Source organism: Actinomycetospora chibensis, from assembly GCF_028737215.1.
In the GTDB taxonomy this organism is placed as follows: Bacteria; Actinomycetota; Actinomycetes; order Mycobacteriales; family Pseudonocardiaceae; genus Actinomycetospora; species Actinomycetospora chibensis.
Genome location: NZ_JAQZAM010000011.1, coordinates 145,342 through 163,552, shown reverse-complemented (window position 1 = coordinate 163,552; position 18,211 = coordinate 145,342). Strand labels below are relative to the sequence as shown.

17 protein-coding genes are annotated in these 18,211 nt (G+C 74.4%); 6 read left to right on the top strand and 11 right to left on the bottom strand.

Going from position 1 to position 18,211, the window contains the following annotated elements:
• Window positions 1-290: 290 nt before the first annotated feature.
• Window positions 291-773, top strand: coding sequence for an RDD family protein (locus PH189_RS18250; protein ID WP_274190242.1), 483 nt, complete (start codon window positions 291-293; stop codon window positions 771-773).
• Between the two features lie 26 nt (window positions 774-799).
• On the opposite strand, the gene PH189_RS18245 is transcribed toward PH189_RS18250, so the two are convergent.
• Window positions 800-1,546 carry a DUF4191 domain-containing protein gene (locus PH189_RS18245; protein WP_274190241.1) on the bottom strand — a complete coding sequence of 249 codons (747 nt, stop codon included), beginning with the start codon at window positions 1,544-1,546 and terminating at the stop codon, window positions 800-802.
• Window positions 1,547-1,595: 49 nt separating this feature from the next.
• The gene (gene lipA, locus PH189_RS18240) at window positions 1,596-2,579 is read right to left on the bottom strand and encodes a lipoyl synthase (RefSeq protein WP_274190334.1); all 984 of its coding nucleotides are present in this window, start codon (window positions 2,577-2,579) and stop codon (window positions 1,596-1,598) included.
• Between the two features lie 131 nt (window positions 2,580-2,710).
• Between lipA and PH189_RS18235 the strand changes: the two genes are divergently transcribed.
• Window positions 2,711-3,652: an LLM class F420-dependent oxidoreductase gene (locus tag PH189_RS18235; protein WP_274190240.1), complete on the top strand. Its 942-nt coding sequence runs from the start codon at window positions 2,711-2,713 to the stop codon at window positions 3,650-3,652.
• A gap of 86 nt (window positions 3,653-3,738) precedes the next feature.
• On the opposite strand, the gene lipB is transcribed toward PH189_RS18235, so the two are convergent.
• The 6 genes from lipB to PH189_RS18205 all read right to left on the bottom strand — a co-directional run bounded on the left by lipB (window position 3,739) and on the right by PH189_RS18205 (window position 11,841).
• Entirely contained in the window at window positions 3,739-4,485 is a 747-nt protein-coding gene (lipB, locus tag PH189_RS18230) for a lipoyl(octanoyl) transferase LipB (protein WP_274190239.1), read from the bottom strand.
• Window positions 4,482-5,759 (bottom strand): NAD(P)/FAD-dependent oxidoreductase, encoded by a 1,278-nt coding sequence (locus PH189_RS18225; protein WP_274190238.1) that lies wholly within the window; start codon window positions 5,757-5,759, stop codon window positions 4,482-4,484. The genes lipB and PH189_RS18225 overlap by 4 nt, the downstream gene beginning before the upstream one ends.
• On the bottom strand, window positions 5,756-6,646 hold the full coding sequence (locus PH189_RS18220) for a TIGR01777 family oxidoreductase (protein WP_274190237.1): 891 nt from the start codon (window positions 6,644-6,646) through the stop codon (window positions 5,756-5,758). Before PH189_RS18220 ends, PH189_RS18225 begins: the two co-directional genes overlap by 4 nt.
• Window positions 6,647-6,789: 143 nt before the next feature.
• Window positions 6,790-8,775, bottom strand: coding sequence for a 2-oxoglutarate dehydrogenase, E2 component, dihydrolipoamide succinyltransferase (gene sucB / locus PH189_RS18215; protein ID WP_274190236.1), 1,986 nt, complete (start codon window positions 8,773-8,775; stop codon window positions 6,790-6,792).
• 52 nt (window positions 8,776-8,827) lie between these two features.
• Complete coding sequence (lpdA, locus tag PH189_RS18210) at window positions 8,828-10,204, bottom strand: dihydrolipoyl dehydrogenase (RefSeq protein ID WP_274190235.1); 1,377 nt, start codon at window positions 10,202-10,204, stop codon at window positions 8,828-8,830.
• Between the two features lie 116 nt (window positions 10,205-10,320).
• Window positions 10,321-11,841, bottom strand: a complete 1,521-nt coding sequence (locus tag PH189_RS18205; protein ID WP_274190234.1) for a leucyl aminopeptidase — start codon at window positions 11,839-11,841, stop codon at window positions 10,321-10,323.
• A 73-nt stretch (window positions 11,842-11,914) separates the two neighbouring features.
• On the opposite strand from PH189_RS18205, the gene gcvT reads away from it, so the two are divergent.
• Window positions 11,915-13,036 (top strand): glycine cleavage system aminomethyltransferase GcvT, encoded by a 1,122-nt coding sequence (gene gcvT, locus PH189_RS18200; RefSeq protein ID WP_274190233.1) that lies wholly within the window; start codon window positions 11,915-11,917, stop codon window positions 13,034-13,036.
• A 10-nt stretch (window positions 13,037-13,046) separates the two neighbouring features.
• Window positions 13,047-13,535 carry a cupin domain-containing protein gene (locus tag PH189_RS18195; protein ID WP_274190232.1) on the top strand — a complete coding sequence of 163 codons (489 nt, stop codon included), beginning with the start codon at window positions 13,047-13,049 and terminating at the stop codon, window positions 13,533-13,535.
• A gap of 49 nt (window positions 13,536-13,584) precedes the next feature.
• Here PH189_RS18195 and PH189_RS18190 read toward each other — a convergent pair whose 3' ends face one another.
• Window positions 13,585-14,175 carry a VldE C-terminal domain-containing protein gene (locus tag PH189_RS18190; protein WP_274190231.1) on the bottom strand — a complete coding sequence of 197 codons (591 nt, stop codon included), beginning with the start codon at window positions 14,173-14,175 and terminating at the stop codon, window positions 13,585-13,587.
• Between the two features lie 44 nt (window positions 14,176-14,219).
• A complete protein-coding gene (locus PH189_RS18185; RefSeq protein WP_274190230.1) occupies window positions 14,220-14,876 on the bottom strand; it encodes a DUF2461 domain-containing protein in 657 nt (218 codons plus the stop codon).
• A 29-nt stretch (window positions 14,877-14,905) separates the two neighbouring features.
• Between PH189_RS18185 and PH189_RS18180 the strand changes: the two genes are divergently transcribed.
• Complete coding sequence (locus PH189_RS18180) at window positions 14,906-16,273, top strand: PLP-dependent cysteine synthase family protein (protein WP_274190229.1); 1,368 nt, start codon at window positions 14,906-14,908, stop codon at window positions 16,271-16,273.
• Between the two features lie 9 nt (window positions 16,274-16,282).
• Window positions 16,283-17,383, top strand: coding sequence for a branched-chain amino acid aminotransferase (locus PH189_RS18175; protein WP_274190228.1), 1,101 nt, complete (start codon window positions 16,283-16,285; stop codon window positions 17,381-17,383).
• A 65-nt stretch (window positions 17,384-17,448) separates the two neighbouring features.
• On the opposite strand, the gene PH189_RS18170 is transcribed toward PH189_RS18175, so the two are convergent.
• Window positions 17,449-18,210, bottom strand: a complete 762-nt coding sequence (locus tag PH189_RS18170; RefSeq protein WP_274190227.1) for an adenosylcobinamide-GDP ribazoletransferase — start codon at window positions 18,208-18,210, stop codon at window positions 17,449-17,451.
• Window position 18,211: the final 1 nt, after the last annotated feature.

The window sequence follows — 18,211 nt, the reverse complement described above, 5'->3', positions numbered from 1 at the left end:
TGGCTCCTTCACACGCTTGCCGGGGACGACGGGGGTCGAGTGGTCAGCGGAGGGCACCGTACCCACCGATCGTGGGCGAGGTCCGTGACCGTTCCAGGTGATCCCGACGCTAGGTCGGTGCTGTTGCTCGCCCGTCACCAGCATGTTTCACAGCAGTTAACGCGACCGGGGTGGCCGTGGCACGACGCAGCGCCCCCGGCCCTCGACGGCCGTAGCCTGTCACGGTGTCGTGGTTTCGTGAATGGCTGGAGGGCGCAGGACGACCCGCTGGTGGTGACACGGCCGGCGAGGTGGCCACCGAGGGTTCCGACCCGGCGGCCGGACGCACCCGCCCGGCCTCCCCGCCGTCGGATCCCGGCGAGGCGCCGGACGCGGACGGCTACCCCGGCGAGCGGTTCGGGCTCCCCGAGACCGGCCCCGGCTCCGTGGCGACGCTGCTGCGACGCGGCGGGCAGTTCCTGCTCGACTCGCTGCTCGCCGGCGTCATCGCCCTCGTCTTCACCTACCCGGCGCCGCCCCAGAACTGGAGCCTGCTGACCTGGGCGATCCTCATGGTCGTGCCGGTGGCGGTCATCGGCGCGACGCCGGCGATGGCGCTGCTGGGGATGCGGGTCGTGCGCCTGGACCGTCCGGAGTCGGCCGGGGTCGGCCTGCTCTGGACCCTGGTGCGCACGGCCTCGGTGTTCTTCATCGTGCCGGCGCTGATCATGGACCGGGACTCGCGCGGCATCCACGACCGCGCGAGCCGCACGGTGGTGGTCCGGACCCGCTGACCGACGGGCGTGCGATCGGCGGAGCGCTACCGCCGGCGCGCGGTGCGCTGCATGCCCTTCATCTGCTGGGCGCCCTTCGGCATCGGGCCCTTGGGCATGGCCGGCCCACCGCGGGCGGCCAGGGCGGCGAGACGCTTCTCGACGGTCTCCATCTGGCTCTTGTCGATGTTGCGCGGCAGCTTGGTGACGTGGCGCTGGAGCTTCGAGAGCGGCACCTGGCCCTCCTCGTCGCCGACGAGGACCTCGTAGATCGGCACCTGGCCGACGATGCGGGAGACGCGCTTCTTCTCCTGCGCGACGAGGCCCTTCGTCCGGTGCGGCACCCCCTCGGCGACGAGGATGACGCCGGGCCGGCCGATGACGCGGTGCACGGCGTCGAGCTGCGTGGTGCCGGCGACGGCCTGGGTGACGCGCCACTGGCCGCGCATGTTGTCGAGCGCCCAGCCGGCGGCGCCGGGCTGGCCGGCGGCCTTCGCGTAGACGTTCTTCTGTACCCGACGGCCGAAGATGATCACGGCCAGGAGGACGCCGAGCAGGACCCCCGTGGGCAGCAGGAACCACTCCTGGCCGATGAGCAGGCCGATGCCGAACAGCACGAGGGCCGTGACGACGACCGCCCCGATCATCAGCGGCAGGAGGAGCTTGTCCTCCTTGCGCTGCATCTGGAACGCCTGCCAGATCTGGCGGAACCGCTCACGGCGCGCGGCCTTCGCGGCCTGCTTGGCGGCCTTCTTCTCTTCCTTGCTCGCCGCACCGGAGCCCTGCTTCGCCATGCGGCCCATTCTGCCCTACGGGGGCATCACGCCGTCCACGCAGCGTGGGTCAGGAGCGCGAGCGCGCGAGCACCTCGCCGACCTCCTGGCGGGCCGGTCCCTCCTCGGCGAGCTCGGCCATGCCCTCGGGCAGCGCCTCGCCGCGGGCGATCTTCGCCTGCGCGTAGAGGCGCCCGGCGCGGTAGGACGAGCGCACGAGCGGGCCGGCCATGACGCCGGGGAAGCCCATGGCGAGCGCCGCGTCCCGGTGCTCCACGAACTCCTCGGGCTTGACCCACCGCTCCACGGGGTGGTGGCGCAGGCTCGGGCGCAGGTACTGGGTGAGCGTCAGCAGGTCGCAGCCGGCCTCGCGCAGGTCCTGCATCGTCGTCGTGACCTCCTCGGGCGTCTCGCCCATGCCGAGGATCAGGTTCGACTTGGTGACGAGTGCGGCGGCGCGCGCCTTGCGGATCACGTCGAGGGAGCGCTCGTAGCGGAACCCCGGACGGATGCGGCGGAAGATGCGCGGCACGGTCTCGAGGTTGTGGGCCAGCACCTCGGGGGCGGCGTCGAAGACGGGGCCGAGCTGGTCGTCCCGGCCGTCGAAGTCGGGGATGAGCAGCTCGACGCCGGTGCCGGGGTTCTGCGCGTGTACCTGGCGGACGGTCTCGGCGTAGAGCCACGCGCCACCGTCCTCGAGGTCGTCGCGGGCGACCCCGGTGATCGTCGAGTACCGCAGGCCCATCTGCCGCACCGACTCGGCGACCTTCTGCGGCTCCAGCCGGTCCAGCGGCGAGGGCTTCCCCGTGTCGATCTGGCAGAAGTCGCACCGCCGGGTGCACTGCTCGCCGCCGATGAGGAAGGTGGCCTCGCGGTCCTCCCAGCACTCGAAGATGTTCGGGCAGCCGGCCTCCTCGCACACCGTGGCGAGACCGGAACCCTTCACCAGGCCCTTGAGCTCGGTGAAGTTCGGCCCGGTGGCCACGCGCGTGCGAATCCACTCCGGCTTGCGCTCGATGGGCGTCTGGGAGTTGCGGACCTCGAGCCGCAACATCTTCCGTCCGCGTGCGAGATCCTGGCTGGGGCCGACCGTCACCTGCCCGACCCTACGCCGCACGGACGTGTCCTTCAGACGGATGTGGGCGGGGAAGGTTCGGACCGTGACGGGATGACTACCCTGATCGTGTGGACCTCCGGATCTTCACAGAGCCCCAACAGGGCGCGGCCTACGAAGATCTGCTCCGCGTCGCGAGGTGTGCTGAGGAGGCGGGGTTCGACGCCTTCTTCCGGTCCGACCACTACCTCGCCATGGGCGACGCGAACGGGCTCCCGGGGCCCACCGACGCCTGGCTGACCCTGGCCGCCCTCGCGCGGGAGACGACCACCATCCGCCTCGGGACGCTCATGACCGCCGCCACCTTCCGTCTACCCGGCCCGCTGGGCATCACGGTGGCGCAGGTCGACCAGATGTCGGGCGGACGCGTCGAGCTCGGCCTGGGCACCGGCTGGTACGAGGCCGAGCACCGGGCCTACGGCATCCCCTTCCCGCCGCTGCGCGAGCGCTTCGGGATGCTCGCGGAGCAGCTGGAGATCCTCACCGGGTCCTGGCGCACGCCCGTGGGCGTCACGTACTCCTACGGCGGCGAGCACTACACGTTCGACGACAGCCCCGGGTTGCCGAAGCCGTTGCAGACCCCGCACCCGCCGATCATCGTCGGGGGCAACGGGCCGTCGCGGACGCCGAAGCTCGCGGCGGACTTCGCCACCGAGTTCAACATGCCGTTCGCCGGCCTCGACGCCCTCGTCGACGGCCAGGAACGGGTGGACGCCGTGTGCCGCGAGCGCGGGCGCGACCCCGCGACCCTGGGCCGCTCCACCGCGCAGGTGCTCTGCGTCGGGCGCGACGAGGCCGAGGTCGCCCGCCGGGCCGACGCCATCGGCCGCCGTCCCGACGAGCTGCGCGCCAACGGCATCGCCGGCACCCCGGGCGAGGTCGTGGACAAGATCGGGACGTTCGGCGAGCGCGCGGGCATGCAGCGCATCTACCTGCAGGTGCTCGACCTCTCCGACCTCGACCACCTCGAGCTCGTGGCCTCCGAAGTGGCGTCCCAGCTCGCCGCGGCCTGAGAGCCCGGGGACTGTCAGCGAAGTGCCGTCGCAGACGTTGAGTGTCCGTATCGGTACTTCGATCACCGAGCAGGAGTGCTCGAGGGTCAGGCCCCGGCCGGTGTCCCCACGCGCACGGTGAGGCCGCCGACGGTCACCTCGCGCGGCTCGTCGACGGCCAGCGTGCGGTCGGTGACCTCGAGGTCGCCCTCCAGGGCCGCCAGCACCGCCTCGCGGGTGGCCGCGCGCACCTCGTCGACGCTCACGGTGCGCCCGAGCTCGGCGGTGAGGCTCGTGACCCCGGCGTCGCGGATACCGCAGGGCACGATCGCGCCGAACGCCGCGAGGTCGGGGTCGGCGTTGAGCGCGAAGCCGTGCAGCGTGACGCCGCGCGCCACGCGCACGCCGATGGCGGCGATCTTGCGCGCGGGGCCGCGGTCGTCGGCGGGCAGCCACACGCCGCTGCGTCCGTCGATCCGGCCCGTGGCCAGGCCGTAGGAGTCGCACACGGTGATGAGCGCCTGCTCCAGGCGGCGGACGTGGTCGACGACGTCGAACGGCTGCGCGAGCCCGATGATCGGGTAGCCGACGAGCTGGCCGGGGCCGTGCCACGTGATCTTGCCGCCGCGGTCGACGTCGACGACGGGCGTGCCGTCGGCGGGGCGCTCCTCGGGCAGCGTGCGCTTGCCCGCCGTGTAGACCGAGGGGTGCTCGAGCAGCAGGAGCACGTCGGGGCCGCCGTCGACCCGCGCGTCGGCGTGGGCGCGCTGGGCGTCCCAGGCCTCCTGGTAGTCGACGGTGCCGATCTCGTGCACCTCGACGGGCTCGGCGGCGGCGCGGCTGGAACGGCTCACGGGCTCGACGGTACCCCGGCTCCGAGGTACCGGAGGGCCTCCTGCGCCGTCCGCCGCCCGCTGACCAGCGCGCCCTGCACCGAGGGGGTGTCGCGGTGGTCGCCGGCGACGAACAGGCCGTCGCCCAGGTCGACGGGGTGCTGCAGGCCGGCCGGGGTCGGCGGGATCGCGGCGGGCAGCGCGCGGGGGACCCGGACCGTCGCCAGCTCCTCCCAGGCGCCGACGGGCGTGCCCCAGAGGCGCGCGAGCTCGCGGCGCAGCTCGGTCTCCGGCAGCGGCTCGGGGCCGAGGACGGTGCTGGCGACGAGGTGCCGGTGGTCGGGGGAGTAGGACGGCGCGGCCGCGGTGAGCACCATGGTGTTGACCACCGGCCCGCCGGCGCCGTCGAGGTGCAGGAGCGCCTGGCGGGTCGGGGGCTCGGCGGCCACGTGGTACTGCGTGGTCAGCGCGAACGTGCGCGGCGGCGGGACGCGTCCGGTGAGCAGCTGCGAGGCGACGGTGCCCTCGGTCGCGACGATCACCGCGCCGGCACGCACCGTGCCGCGCGCCGTCTCCACGAGCCCGGGGCCGACCCGCTCGGCGGGGGTCTCGAGGTGCACCGTCCCCGCCGGCAGCCGGGCGGCGAGCTGGGCCGGCACCGCGCCGATGCCGCGCGAGGGCAGCGTCAGGTCGCCGAGGGCGAAGCTGCGCCAGAACAGGGAGAACACCCGCGAGGAGGTCTCCAGGTCGCGGTCGCCGAGCACCCCGTTGAGGAACGGGCGCAGGAACGTCTCGGTCGGCGCGCCGCCCAGGCCCCAGCGGGCGAGCTCGTCGGCGGTCGAGCGCTCGGGGGCGCGGGCCTGGGTGCGGGGTGGCACGACCAGCGAGCGCACGGCCAGCGCCGCGATCCGGGCCTTGGCGCCGACCCCGAGCAGCCCGTCGAGCGCGGTGCGCGGCGCCCACGAGGGGACGCGGCGCGGGTCGGCGAGGCGGTGCAGACGGCCGTCCGCGTCGCGCACCGCGGCCCCGGGGACGAAGCGGCGCAGGTCGAGGGCGGCGAGGTCGACCGACGCGCGCAGCGCCGGGTACGACGTGTTGAGGATCTGGAACCCGTGGTCGACGAGGAACCCGTCGACGACGTCCGTGCGCACCCGCCCGCCGACACCGTCACCGGCCTCGCACACGACCACCGACCGTCCGGCCCGCGCCACCGTCCGCGCGGCCCGCAGCCCGGCGAGACCGGCGCCGACCACGACGACGTCGACGGCGTCGGGCAGGGGTTCCGGGACGGTCATCCGTCGAGCACCGCGTGCAGGGCCTCCGAGAGGGTGCCGTGGCGGAACTCGAAGCCCTCGCGCTCGAGGACGCCCGGCAGGACGCGCTGGCTCACGAGCACGCCCTCGTCGGCGAACTGGCCGAGCGCGGCCCGCATGGCGAACCCGGGGACGACCCAGGGCGCGGGGCGGCTCATCTGCTCGGCGAGCACCCGGGTGAACTCGTCGTTGGTGACGGGATCGGGCCCCGTGGCGTTGAGCGGACCGGAGACCGTGTCGTGCTCGAGCGCCCACACGATCGCGCCGGTCTCGTCGTCGAGGGAGATCCACGGCCAGTACTGGGTCCCGGGCCCGAGCTTCCCGCCGAGCCCGAACTGGAACAGCGGCTTGATCCGCCCCATCAGCCCGCCCGAGGGGGAGAGCACCAGGCCGGTGCGGACCAGGACGACGCGCGCCCCGGCGTCGACCGCGGGCTTGGTGGCGGCCTCCCAGTCGCGGCAGAGGTCGGCGAGGAAGCCGGTGCCGCGCCGGGCGGTCTCGTCGACGGCCATCGCGCCCGTGTCGCCGTACCAGCCGACCGCCGACCCGTTGACCAGCGTCGGAACGCCGTGCTCGGCGACGGCGCGGGCGAGGACGTCGGTGGGGATCATGCGGCTGTCGCGCAGTTCCTGCTTGCGCGCGCCGGTCCAGCGCTTGTCGCCGATGCCGGCGCCGCACAGGTTGACCACGGCGTCGGCGCCCTCGAGCGCGCCCGGCGCCAGGTGCCCGGCGGCCGGGTCCCAGCCGCGCTCGTCCGGGGCCTGCGGGGTCCGGCGGACGAGACGGACGACCTCGTGCCCGGCCTCCCGCAGGCGGGGGACCAGGGCGGTGCCGATGAGTCCGGAGGACCCGGCGATGACGACGCGCATGGGGTGATCGTCGCGGAGTGTCCGGCCCGACGCGACCCGGGGTCACCTGCGCGTCGGCCCGCCCCCGGCGAACGAACGGCGCTCTCGCTGCTTCAGAAGCAGCGAAAGCGCCGTTCGTTCCCGGGAAGGCGCGGCCGAACGGCCTACAGGCCCAGCTCGCCCTCGAAGGCGCCACCCTCGAGGCGGTCCTTGATCGTCGTCAGGAAGCGCGCGGCGTCGGCGCCGTCGACGATGCGGTGGTCGTAGGACAGGCACAGGTAGGCCGTCGACCGGATGGCGATGACGTCGCCGCCCGAGTCGTCCTGGAGCACCACCGGCTTCTTCACCACGGCACCGGTGCCGAGGATGCCGACCTGGGGCTGGTTGATGATCGGCGTGTCGATCAGCGCGCCCCGCGAGCCGGTGTTCGTGATGGTGAACGTGCCGCCCGAGAGCTCGTCCGGCGTGATCTTGTTCGCCCGGGTGCGGTCCGCGACGTCGGAGATCCTGCGGGCGAGCCCGGCGAGGTTGAGGTCCCCGGCGTCGTGGACCACCGGCACGATCAGGCCGGCCGGCGAGTCGACGGCGATCCCCAGGTGCTCGGCGCCGTGGTAGGTGACCTCGCCCTTCTCGGTGTCGATCATCGCGTTGACCTGCGGGTGGGCCTTGAGGGCCTCCACGGTGGCCAGCGCCATGAACGGCAGGAACGAGAGCTTGACGCCCTCGCGCTGCTGGAAGTCGGCCTTCGCCCGGTCGCGCAGGCGCGCGATCCGCGTGAGGTCGGCCTCGACCACCGTCGTGAGCTGGGCGGAGACCTGCAGCGACTCCACCATGCGCTTGGCGATCGTGGCGCGGCGCCGCGAGAGCTTCTGCGTGGTGCCGCGCAGCCCCGAGGTGTCCGGCGCGGGCGCGCCGGAGGCGCCGCGGGAGCCGGACGCCGAGGGCTTCTGCACCTCGCCGCCGTGCACCGCCCCGCCGCCGGAGCCGCCCGAGGCCTGCGCCTCCGCCGGAGCGTCGCCCGCCGGGGCGCCGCCCGCCGGAGTGGCTGCGGCGCTGTCCTGCTCGTCGGCGGCCTTGACGACGTCCTGCTTGCGGATGCGGCCGCCGACGCCGGTGCCGGTCAGCGACGAGAGGTCCACGCCGCGCTCGGCGGCGAGCTTGCGCACCAGCGGCGTGACGTACGGCGAGCCGCTCGCCTCGTCTCCCGCGGGAGCGGAGGCCCCGTTGCCCTGGGTCGAGGCCTGCGACGGGGCCTTCTGCGCGCCCGCGTTCGCGGGCCCGCTCGGGCCGGTGGGCTGCTCGGTCTCGTGGGAGACGTAGTCGTCGGCACCGGACGCGGCCTGGGCGCCGGCCGGGGCCTGCGCGGGCTCCGGCTCGGCCGGGCGCTCCGGCTCGGGACGCGGGTCCTCGCGCGGCGGGGCGGACTCGGCCTGCTGCGACTCGGCCTGCTGCGGCTCCTCCTGGGTGGGGGCCGGCGAGCCCCCGCCGGACGCCTGCGACGCGTCGCCGATCACGGCGAGGGCGCCGCCGACCTCGACGGTGTCGTCCTCGCCGGCGCGCAGCTCGAGCACGGTGCCGGCGACGGGCGAGGGGATCTCGGTGTCGACCTTGTCGGTGGACACCTCGAGCAGCGGCTCGTCGACCTCGACGGTGTCGCCGACCTGCTTGAGCCAGCGGGTGACCGTGCCCTCGGTGACCGACTCGCCCAGCGCGGGCATCTCGACGGTCGTGCTCGCCCCGCCGCCGGACGAGCCCCCGGACGAGGAGCCTTCGGAGGACGCCGCCGCGGCAGGTTGGGGCTCGGGTTCGGGCTCGGGCTGGGACTGCTGCTGGGGTTCGGGCTCCGGCTCCGGCTCCGGCTGCGACTCCTGGGCCGGCGCGTCGTCACCACCCGACGAGCCACCGGACTCGCCCTCCTCGCCGATCACGGCCAGGTCGCCGCCGACCTCGACGGTGTCGTCCTCCTGCGCCACGATCCGCTGCAGCACCCCCGCCTGGGGCGACGGGATCTCGGTGTCGACCTTGTCGGTCGACACCTCGAGGAGGGGCTCGTCGACGTCGACGTGGTCGCCCTCCTGCTTGAGCCAGCGCGTCACCGTGCCCTCGGTGACGCTCTCCCCGAGAGCAGGCATCTGGACGGTGTAGGCCATCGTGCTCGTGACTCCTCGTGCGTGTCTCGGGTGTGGTCAGCTGTAGCCAGGGTCAGCCATGGCTGTGCAGGGGCTTGCCGGCGAGCGCGAGGTGCGCCTCCCCGAGGGCCTCGTTCTGCGTGGGGTGGGCGTGGATGAGGTTGGCCACGTCGGCGGGCAGCGCCTCCCAGTTGTAGATCAGCTGGGCCTCGCCGACCTGCTCGCCCATGCGCGTGCCGATCATGTGCACGCCGACCACGGGGGCGTCGTCGCCGGTGCCGCCCTTGACGAGCTTGACGGCGCCGGAGGTCTTGAGGATCTGCGACTTGCCGTTGCCGGCGAGGTCGTAGGTCAGGGTCTTCACCTCGCCGTAGACCTCCGTGGCCTGCGCCTCCGTGAGGCCGACCGAGGCGACCTCGGGCTCGCAGTAGGTGACCCGCGGGATGCCCGTCTCGTCGATCACCGGCGGGTTCAGGCCCGCGATCTCCTCGGCGACGAAGATGCCCTGCTGGAAGCCGCGGTGGGCCAGCTGCAGGCCGGGGACGATGTCGCCGACGGCGTAGATGTTGGCGACGCCGGTGTGCAGGCGCTCGTTCGTCGGGACGAAGCCGCGGTCGAGGGTGACGCCGTTCTCCTCGTAGCCGAGGTCGGCGGTGTTCGGGCCGCGGCCGACGGCGACGAGCAGCAGGTCCGCCTCGATCTGCTCGCCGTTCTCCAGGCTGATCGTCACCGAGTCCGCGCTCTGCTCGACGCCGGTGAACTTCGTGCCGGTCTTGAAGGCGATCTTGCGCTTGCGGAACTGGCGCTCGAGCGACTTGGAGAGGAACTCGTCCTCGTTGGGCACGAGGTGCGGCAGGGCCTCGACGATCGTGACCTCGCTGCCGAAGCTCTTCCACACGCTGGCGAACTCGACGCCGATGACGCCGCCGCCGAGCACGACGACGCGCTCGGGCACGTAGTCGAGGTTGATGGCCTCGGTGGAGGTGAGCACCCGGCCGCCGAGCTCGAGACCGGGCAGCGTCTTCGAGTAGGAGCCGGAGGCCAGGACGACGTGGCGGCCCTGGTAGCGCTGCCCGTCGACCTCGACGGTGTCCTGCCCGACGAGCTTGCCGGCGCCCTCGATCAGCGTGACCTTGTTGGCCTTCACCAGGCCCTGCAGGCCCTTGTAGAGGCGGGCGACGACGTTGTCCTTGTAGGAGTTGACGCCGCTCATGTCGATGCCCGACAGCGAGCTCTTCACGCCGAACTGCTCGCCCTCGCGCGCCGAGTCGGCGACCTCGGCGGCGTGCAGCAGCGCCTTGGTGGGGATGCAGCCGCGGTGCAGGCAGGTGCCGCCGACCTTGTCCTTCTCCACCAGCGCGACCGAGAGGCCCAGCTCGGCGGCCCGGAAGGCGCAGGCGTACCCCCCGGATCCGGCTCCGAGGATGATGACGTCGTACGTGTCGCTCACTGCTGCTACTCCCGCGTCGGCGTGTGGCGTGCGGTGGCCCCGGCCCGGCATCGTGGTGTCGGGGAGGCGTTGTCCGGGGTCATCCTTCCACCTCGGCGAAACCCCTGCGGCCGACCTCAGCCGTTGCGGGCGATGTCGTCGAGCACGGCGGCGATCGTGCGCACCGGGACGCCGGTGCCGCCCTTGGGCGTGTAGCCGTGCGGGCCGCCGGTGTTGAAGGCCGGGCCGGCGATGTCGAGGTGCACCCACGGCACGCCGTCGGCGACGAACTCCCGCAGGAAGATGCCGCCCACGAGCATCCCGCCGAAGCGGTGGTTGGTGACGTTGGCGAGGTCGGCCACCCGCGAGTCGAGGTCGCTGCGCAGCTCGTCGGGCAGCGGCATCGCCCACCCGCCGTCGCCCGCCGCGACGGCGTGGGCGGCCACCCGGTCGCGGAACTCGTCGGTCCCCATGACCCCGGGCGTCCGCGAGCCGAGAGCCACGAGCTGGGCGCCGGTGAGCGTCGAGGTCTCGAGCAGGTAGTCGGGGGAGTCCTCGCAGGCGCGGGCGATGGCGTCGCCGAGGACGAGACGGCCCTCGGCGTCGGTGTTGAGCACCTCGACGGTGGTGCCGCCGTACATCTTCAGGACGTCGCCGGGGCGGTACGCCGTGCCCGACGGCATGTTCTCGGCCATCGGCACGGTGGCGACGACCTCGACGTCCAGCCCGAGGTCGGCGGCCAGGCAGGTGGCGGCGACGACGCCCGCGGCCCCGGACATGTCCGAGGTCATGTGGTCCATGTTGGCCGCGGGCTTGATCGAGATGCCGCCGGTGTCGAACGTGATGCCCTTGCCGACGAGGGCGACCTTCTTCCGCGGATTCGCCGGGCTGTAGGTGAGGCGGACGAGCCGCGGCGGCCGTGACGACCCGCCGCCGACGCCCAGGACGCCGCCGTAGCCGTGCTCGGCGAGCGCGGACTCGTCGAGGATCTCCACCGACACCCCGGCGGCCTCGGCCAGGGAACGCGCCCGCTCGGCGAACGCGTCCGGGTAGAGGTCGTTGGGCGGGGTGTTGACGAGGTCGCGGGCGTTCCGGACGGCGCGCACGACCGCCACCGCCCGGGTGACGGCCGCCTCGTCCCCGTCGCCGACGAGGCCGACGCGCGTGAGCTCGGTCGGCGCCGTCTCGGGGGCCTTCTTGTAGTCGGTGAAGGCGTAGTCGCCGAGCAGGGTGCCCTCGATCGCCGCCGCGAGGTCGAGCGCGGAGAGCGTGGTGACGACGTGGGCGGCGTGCCCGTGCAGGGTCCGCGCCGCGGCACCGGCCCCACGCCGGACCTGCTCGGCGAGGTCGGGCGTCTCGCCCGCCGCGCCCGTGTCGCCCGGCTCGGCGCCGAGCCCGACGGCGACCACGAGCGGCGCCCCGATCGTCCCGCGGGTGGGGACCCGGGTGACCTCCTCGGCCTTGCCCGTGCCACCGAGCAGGGCGACCAGACCCGGCAGCTCGCCGGCGAGGTCGCCGAGGGCGGACGTCGGACCGGCCACGGCGGGGTCGGCGCCGTCGATCCCGGGTCGCACGCCGACGACCACCGCGTCCACGCCGGCGAGCGCGTCGGCACCCGGGTCGGCGCCGAGGAGATCGAGGTCGGGGGTGCTGCTCACGTGGGGTGTCCTCCTGCGCCGGGCGGTATCGATCACATGCTAGGACCGGGGCGGCTCCCGTACCGTGCCGCGGGTGTCCGAGACCGGTGTGACCCCTGTCGACCGCCGCAGCCCGCTGCACGATCACCACGTCGCCCTCGGGGCGTCGTTCGCGCCGTTCGGCGGCTGGGAGATGCCCGTGCAGTATTCGGGCACGGTGGCCGAGCACACCGCCACCCGCGAGGCCGTCGGCCTGTTCGACGTCAGCCACCTCGGCAAGGTCCGCATCAGCGGCCCCGGCGCCGCGGCGTTCGTCGACCGCTGCCTGACGAACGACCTGTCGCGGATCGTGCCGGGCAAGGCGCAGTACACGCTGTGCTGCGGCGAGAACGGCGGCGTGGTCGACGACCTGATCCTCTACCTCGTCGGCCCCGACGAGGTCTTCGCCGTCCCGAACGCCGCGAACTCCGCGGGCGTCGGGCGGCGCCTCGCCGAGGTCGCCCCGTCCGGGATCACCGTCGCCGACGAGCACGACGACCACGTGGTGCTCGCGGTGCAGGGGCCCGCGTCGCCCGAGGTGCTCGCCGAGGTCGGCCTGCTGACCGATCCCGAGCCGCTGGACTACATGGCCTTCGTCGACGCGGAGTGGGCCGGGCGCCCGGTGCGCATCTGCCGCACGGGCTACACCGGCGAGCGGGGCTACGAGCTCATCGCGCCGTCCGACGGCGCCGGGGAGCTGTGGGACGCGCTGGCCGCCGTGGTGGCCGAGAAGGGCGGGCTGCCCGCCGGGCTCGGCGCCCGCGACACCCTGCGCACCGAGGCCGGACTGCCGCTGCACGGACAGGACCTCGGCCCCGACATCACGCCGCTGCAGGCGCGGTGCGGGTTCGCGGTCGGCTGGAAGAAGGACGAGTTCTGGGGCCGCGAGGCGCTGCTCGCCGAGCGCGAGGCGGGTCCGCGGCGCCGCTCCTGGGGGCTGCGCGCCACCGGTCGCGGCGTGCCGCGTGGGCACATGGCGGTGGTGCAGGGCGACGTCCCCATCGGCGAGACCACGTCCGGGACGTTCTCGCCGACCCTGAAGACGGGGATCGCGCTCGCGCTGCTCGACACCGCGGCGGGCGTCGAGGAGGGCGAGACGCTGACCGTCGACGTCCGCGGCCGGTCGCTGGAGGTCGAGGTCGTCAGCCCGCCGTTCGTCCCGTCGCACGTGCGGTGAGGACGACCGGGTGAGCTTCCCGACCGAGATCCCGGAGTCCGCGCCGGGCGTCTACCGCTTCCGCGCCGAGGCCGAGCAGGCCGGCCCCGTCGTGTTCACCGCGCCGAGCGACGTCGTCGGCGGCGGCTTCGGCCTGTTCGAGAACGCCGCCGTCCCGGGCCGCTGGGGCGCGATCCCGCACTACCACCAGGGGTTCTCCGAGTCGTTCTGGGTGATCTCGGGCCGGCTCGCGGTGATGAGCGGGCAGAAGTGGCAGGTGCTCGAGCACGGCGACTTCGCCCACGTCCCGGTCAACGGCGTGCACGGGTTCCACGCCGTGGGCGACGAGATGGCCCGCTTCCTCATCCTCTTCGTGCCCGGGGCGCCGCGCGAGGAGTACTTCCGGGGCCTCGTCGAGCTGTTCACCCGCGGCGCGAGCACCGACGAGATCGACGCCTTCGCCCTCACGTGCGACCAGGTCAACCTCCGCGACTGGCCCCACGACCCGATCCCCACGTGAGCGATCTCCGGGCCTATAGCCCCGAACATCGCTCACGGACGTAGGCGGCTCACCACCGGGACCCGTCGCGCACGCTGACGTGCACGTGGTCGAAGTGCCCGCCGGTGGCGTCCTCGGGGTCGTACACGCCGCCGCCGGTGTAGGGCCGCCCCCAGCCGTCGCCGGCGTCCGACGACCCGGCGGACCAGATGCGGCCCTGCCAGATGACGTACCGGACGTCGAGCTCACGGGCGTTCTCGCGCAGCCAGTGCGCCACGGCCCACCCGGCGGCGAGGTCGTCGCCCGCCGGGAACTCGCCGTACCGCGCGGGGAAGACGTCGCAGGCGCGCCCCTCGGGGTGGTCGCTCGACGGGTTCCACGCGTGCTCGGACCAGCAGGTCACGGAGCGGATCGGGGCGTCCGGACCCGGCGCGCCGAACCGGGCGACGGCGGCGTCGTGCAGGCGCAGGGCGGTCGGTGTGAGACAGCCCGAGGTGGTCGGGTCCTGCTCGACGCACGCCTCCGCCGGCGGGTCCACGATCTCCCACAGATCAGGGGCGGTGAGCCCGCGCTCGGTCGCGGTCCACCAGAGGAGGCCGCCGAGCAGCGCCAGCGCCAGGAGCGCGCTGGTCCAGAGGGCGGCACGCGTCGTCGTCCCCACGATGCGGCGACGCTAGGCGGCGGCCCGCGTGGTCGCCGTGAGGGTCAGCGGCGGCGGCCCGGGCGGTCGGCGGTGTCGTCGAGGTCGACGCCGACGTGCTCGTCGAGCCAGCGCCCGAGGGGCTCGAGGCGCCGCCAGGTCGCGGCCACCCGCTCGCGTACGGCCGGCGTGTGCAGCTCGTCGGACGGCGGCCACGAGCGCCGGACGAACAGGCTCTTGTGGCGCAGCAGCTCCAGGCGGGGGTGCTCGGGGTCCGCGCCGCGCGGGCGGGACTTCAGCTGCTCGCCGTCGACCGTGAACCCGTCGGCGCGAAGGTCCTCGACGATCGTCTCGAGCTCCGGCCCGTGGCGGTCGTCGTCGACCGCGGCGCGGAAACGGGCGACCTGCGCCGAGGTCATCCGGTAGTAGCCGACGGCCACCATGATCCCGTCGGCCGAGACCTGGACGTAGCGCCCGCCGACGGTCGCGCCGCACTGCACCTTGTACGGCGTCTTGTCCGCGGCGAAGCGCACGTCGCGGTACGGGCGGAAGACCTTGCCCGGGCCGAACTCGGGCTCGAGGTCGGCGAGCATCGCGACCATCGGTGCGCGGACGTGGTCGTCGTAGAGCGCCTTGTTGTCGGTCCAGTAGGCCTTGGAGTTGTCGGCCTCGAGGCCCTCGTAGAAGTCGACGACCGCCTCGCCGAAGCCCGGGAACGTCACGGCGCCATCTTTGCGTGTACACACGGGGCGTGCCCGGGAGCGTCCACGAATCGGTGCTCGACGCCATCGGCGCCACCCCGCTCATCCGCCTGCGGCGGGTGACCGAGGGCCTGGCGCCGGCGATCTACGTGAAGGCCGAGTGGCAGAACGCCGGCGGGAGCGTCAAGGACCGTGCGGCGATGTGGATGATCCGCGCCGCCGAGCGCTCCGGGGCGCTCGGCCCGGGCGGGGTGATCGTCGAGGGCACCTCGGGCAACACCGGGATCGGGCTCGCGCTGGTCGGCGGGTTCCTCGGCTACCGCACCCTGATCGTCGTCCCCGACACCACCGCCGCCGAGAAGATCGCCGCGCTGCGGGCCTACGGCGCCGAGGTGGTGCTGACCCCGGGCGGACTGCCGCGCGACGACCCGCGCCACGTCATCAACCTGGCGGCGCGGATCGCGGAGGAGACGCCGGGCGGCTGGCTCGCCGACCAGTACGGCAACCCCGCGAACCCCCGGGCCCACCACGACACCACCGCGCCCGAGATCTGGGAGCAGACCGGCGGCCGCGTGACGTGCTTCGTCGCGGGCATCGGCACCGGCGGCACGCTGTCGGGCACCGGCGCGGCGCTCAAGGAGCGGGGCCCGGTGCGCGTCGTCGGCGTCGACCCCGTGACCTCCGCCTACGGCGGCGGGGACGGCAGCCCGTACTACGTCGAGGCGATCGGCCACTACCGCCACCCCGACACCGTCGACGACCCCTGGCCCGCCAACTGGGACCGGTCGGTGGCCGACGAGGTCGTGCGCGTCGACGACCGCACGACGATGCGCACCGCCCGCCGTCTGGCCCGCGAGGAGGGCCTCCTGCTCGGGGGCTCGTCGGCGACGGCCGTGGCGGGGGCGCTGGTCGCGGCCCGCGACCTGGGTCCCGACGACGTGGTCGTCGTGATCGCCCCCGACTCCGGGCGGGCCTATCTCTCGAAGTACTTCGACGACGGCTGGCTGAGACGTCTCGGCTTCCTCGACGAGCCGGACGCGCACGTCCCGGGGCCGCTGGTGGGCGACCTGCCGGTCGTCGCGGTGCCGGTGGTGCGCGCGTCCTGGACGGTGGCGCGGGCCCGAGCGGCGCTCGCCGGGACGCCCGGCCCCGCCCCGGTGACACACGACCGGACCGACGGCGCGGCGGCCCCGTCGGAGATCCTCGGCGCGGTGACCTCGGCGGATCTGGACGGTCTTCCCGACGACGATCCGGTGCGCCACCACGTCCGCCCGGTGCCGCCGAGCCTCGGCGCGGGGGAGGGGGTCGAGGGCGCGCGGGCCCGCCTGGACGGGGCCGAGGCGGCCTGGCTGGTGCGCGACGGACGGGTCGCCGCCGTGGTGACGCGGGCAGCGATCGGTCTTGCCCCGTCGGACTAGGCTGGACCCATGAGTACGGCCTTCGCCCACACCCCGCACCCCGCCCCGGCGACCGCGGAGCGTGTGGCGGAGGTACTCGCCGCACCCGGGTTCGGGAAGTTCTTCACCGACCACATGGTGACGATCTCCTGGGACGCCGCGCGCGGGTGGCACGACGCGACCGTCGGGCCCTACCAGGCACTGTCGATGGACCCGGCCGCGGTCGTGCTCCACTACAGCCAGACGATCTTCGAGGGGCTCAAGGCCTACCGCTGGGCCGACGACTCGATCCACGCGTTCCGGCCGTCGGCCAACGCTGAGCGCATGGCCCGCTCGGCCGAGCGCCTGGCGATGCCCCCGCTGCCCGAGGACCTGTTCCTCGGCTCGCTGGAGGAGCTGCTCGCCGTCGACGAGCGCTGGGTGCCGGCCGCGGGCGGCGAGGACTCGCTCTACCTGCGGCCCTTCATGATCGGCTCCTCGTCGGGGCTCGGCGTGCGCCCGAGCGAGGAGTACCTCTACATGCTCATCGCCTCCCCGGCCGGCGCGTACTTCCCGCGCGGGCTGGCCCCGGTGACCGTGTGGCTGTCCACCGACTACGTCCGCGCCGTGCCCGGCGGCACCGGCGAGGCCAAGTGCGGCGGCAACTACGCGGCCTCGCTCGCCGCGCAGGCACAGGCGTCGGCACAGGGGTGCGACCAGGTGGTCTGGCTCGACGCCCTCGAGCACCGGTGGATCGAGGAGATGGGGGGCATGAACCTCTTCTTCGTGTTCACCGATCCCTCGGGCAACGTCGAGGTCGTCACCCCCGAGCTCTCCGGTTCCCTGCTGCCCGGTGTCACCCGCCGCTCGCTGCTCGAGCTCGCCGAGGAGGAGGGCGCGGCGGTCAGCGAGCGCCGGATCTCCACCGACGAGATGGAGAAGGAGAACGCCGCCGGGCGCCTCACCGAGGTGTTCGCCTGCGGCACCGCCGCGGTGATCACCCCGGTCGGCACCGTGAAGTACGAGGGCGGCGAGTACGACATCGCCGACGGCAAGCCGGGCGCGATGACCCAGCGCCTGCGCGAGCGCCTCACCGCCATCCAGCGTGGCGCGGCCCCGGATACCCGGGGCTGGATGACGCGTTTGCGCTGACGCGCTCGTGGGTGCTCGTCCGTGCCCTGGCGCGGGTGAACACCCACACGTGCCACGACGCCTCGCTACCCGAGCGTCGCGAGCACCCCCAGGGCCGCGGTGCCCGCGAGCTCGGCGCAGGCTCCGAACACGTCGCCCGACACGCCCCCGAGGCGCCGGCGGGCGTGGGCGGCCACGAGGACGACGACCACCGCCGCGAGCAGGGTCGCGATCGCCGCCCGGAGCCCCAGCACCGGGAACGCGGCGCCGGCGAGCAGCGCCGCCCACACCGGCGCCATCCACGTCGGCTGGGTCCCGGCGACCAGGGCGCCGAGGCCGTCCGGGGACGCCGCCGGCACGCCCCGTCGCGCCACCCACGCGAACGCGGCGCGCCCCAGCCCCAGGGCCAGCGCGCCCCCGACGGCCGCGGCCACCAGCCCCCGCTCCGCCAGCGCCCCCCACGCCGTGGCCTGGATCCCGAGCACCACGACCAGCCAGATCACCGCGAACGCCCCGGTCCCGGGGTCGCGCATCACCGCGAGCATGCGCTCCGCGTCGCCGTGGCTGCCGAGCCCGTCGGCGAGGTCGGCGAGGCCGTCGAGGTGCAGCCCGCGGGTCGCGGCCGCCCCGAGACCGACGGCCACGAGCCCCGCGAGCAACCCCGGCGCCCCGCCGGCGACCATGCCCGCGGCGGCGGCGCCCAGCAGGGCGCCGAGCACCACGCCCACGACCGGGACCACCGCGAGCGCCACGGCGGCGGCGGGCCGGTCGATCCGCCGCGCGTGCAGGGGCACGACCGTGAACATCGCGACGGCCAGCGTCACCCCGCCGCGGAGGGGGCCGGGCACG

Excerpts from the sequence above, each read along its gene's own strand:
- PH189_RS18245 (WP_274190241.1), bottom strand. The coding sequence starts at position 1,546 with ATGGCGAAGCAGGGCTCCGGTGCGGCGAGCAAGGAAGAGAAGAAGGCC.
- lipA (WP_274190334.1), bottom strand. The coding sequence starts at position 2,579 with ATGTTGCGGCTCGAGGTCCGCAACTCCCAGACGCCCATCGAGCGCAAG.
- PH189_RS18225 (WP_274190238.1), bottom strand. The coding sequence starts at position 5,759 with ATGACCGTCCCGGAACCCCTGCCCGACGCCGTCGACGTCGTCGTGGTC.
- PH189_RS18220 (WP_274190237.1), bottom strand. The coding sequence starts at position 6,646 with ATGCGCGTCGTCATCGCCGGGTCCTCCGGACTCATCGGCACCGCCCTG.
- sucB (WP_274190236.1), bottom strand. The coding sequence starts at position 8,775 with ATGGCCTACACCGTCCAGATGCCTGCTCTCGGGGAGAGCGTCACCGAG.
- PH189_RS18175 (WP_274190228.1), top strand. The coding sequence starts at position 16,283 with ATGAGTACGGCCTTCGCCCACACCCCGCACCCCGCCCCGGCGACCGCG.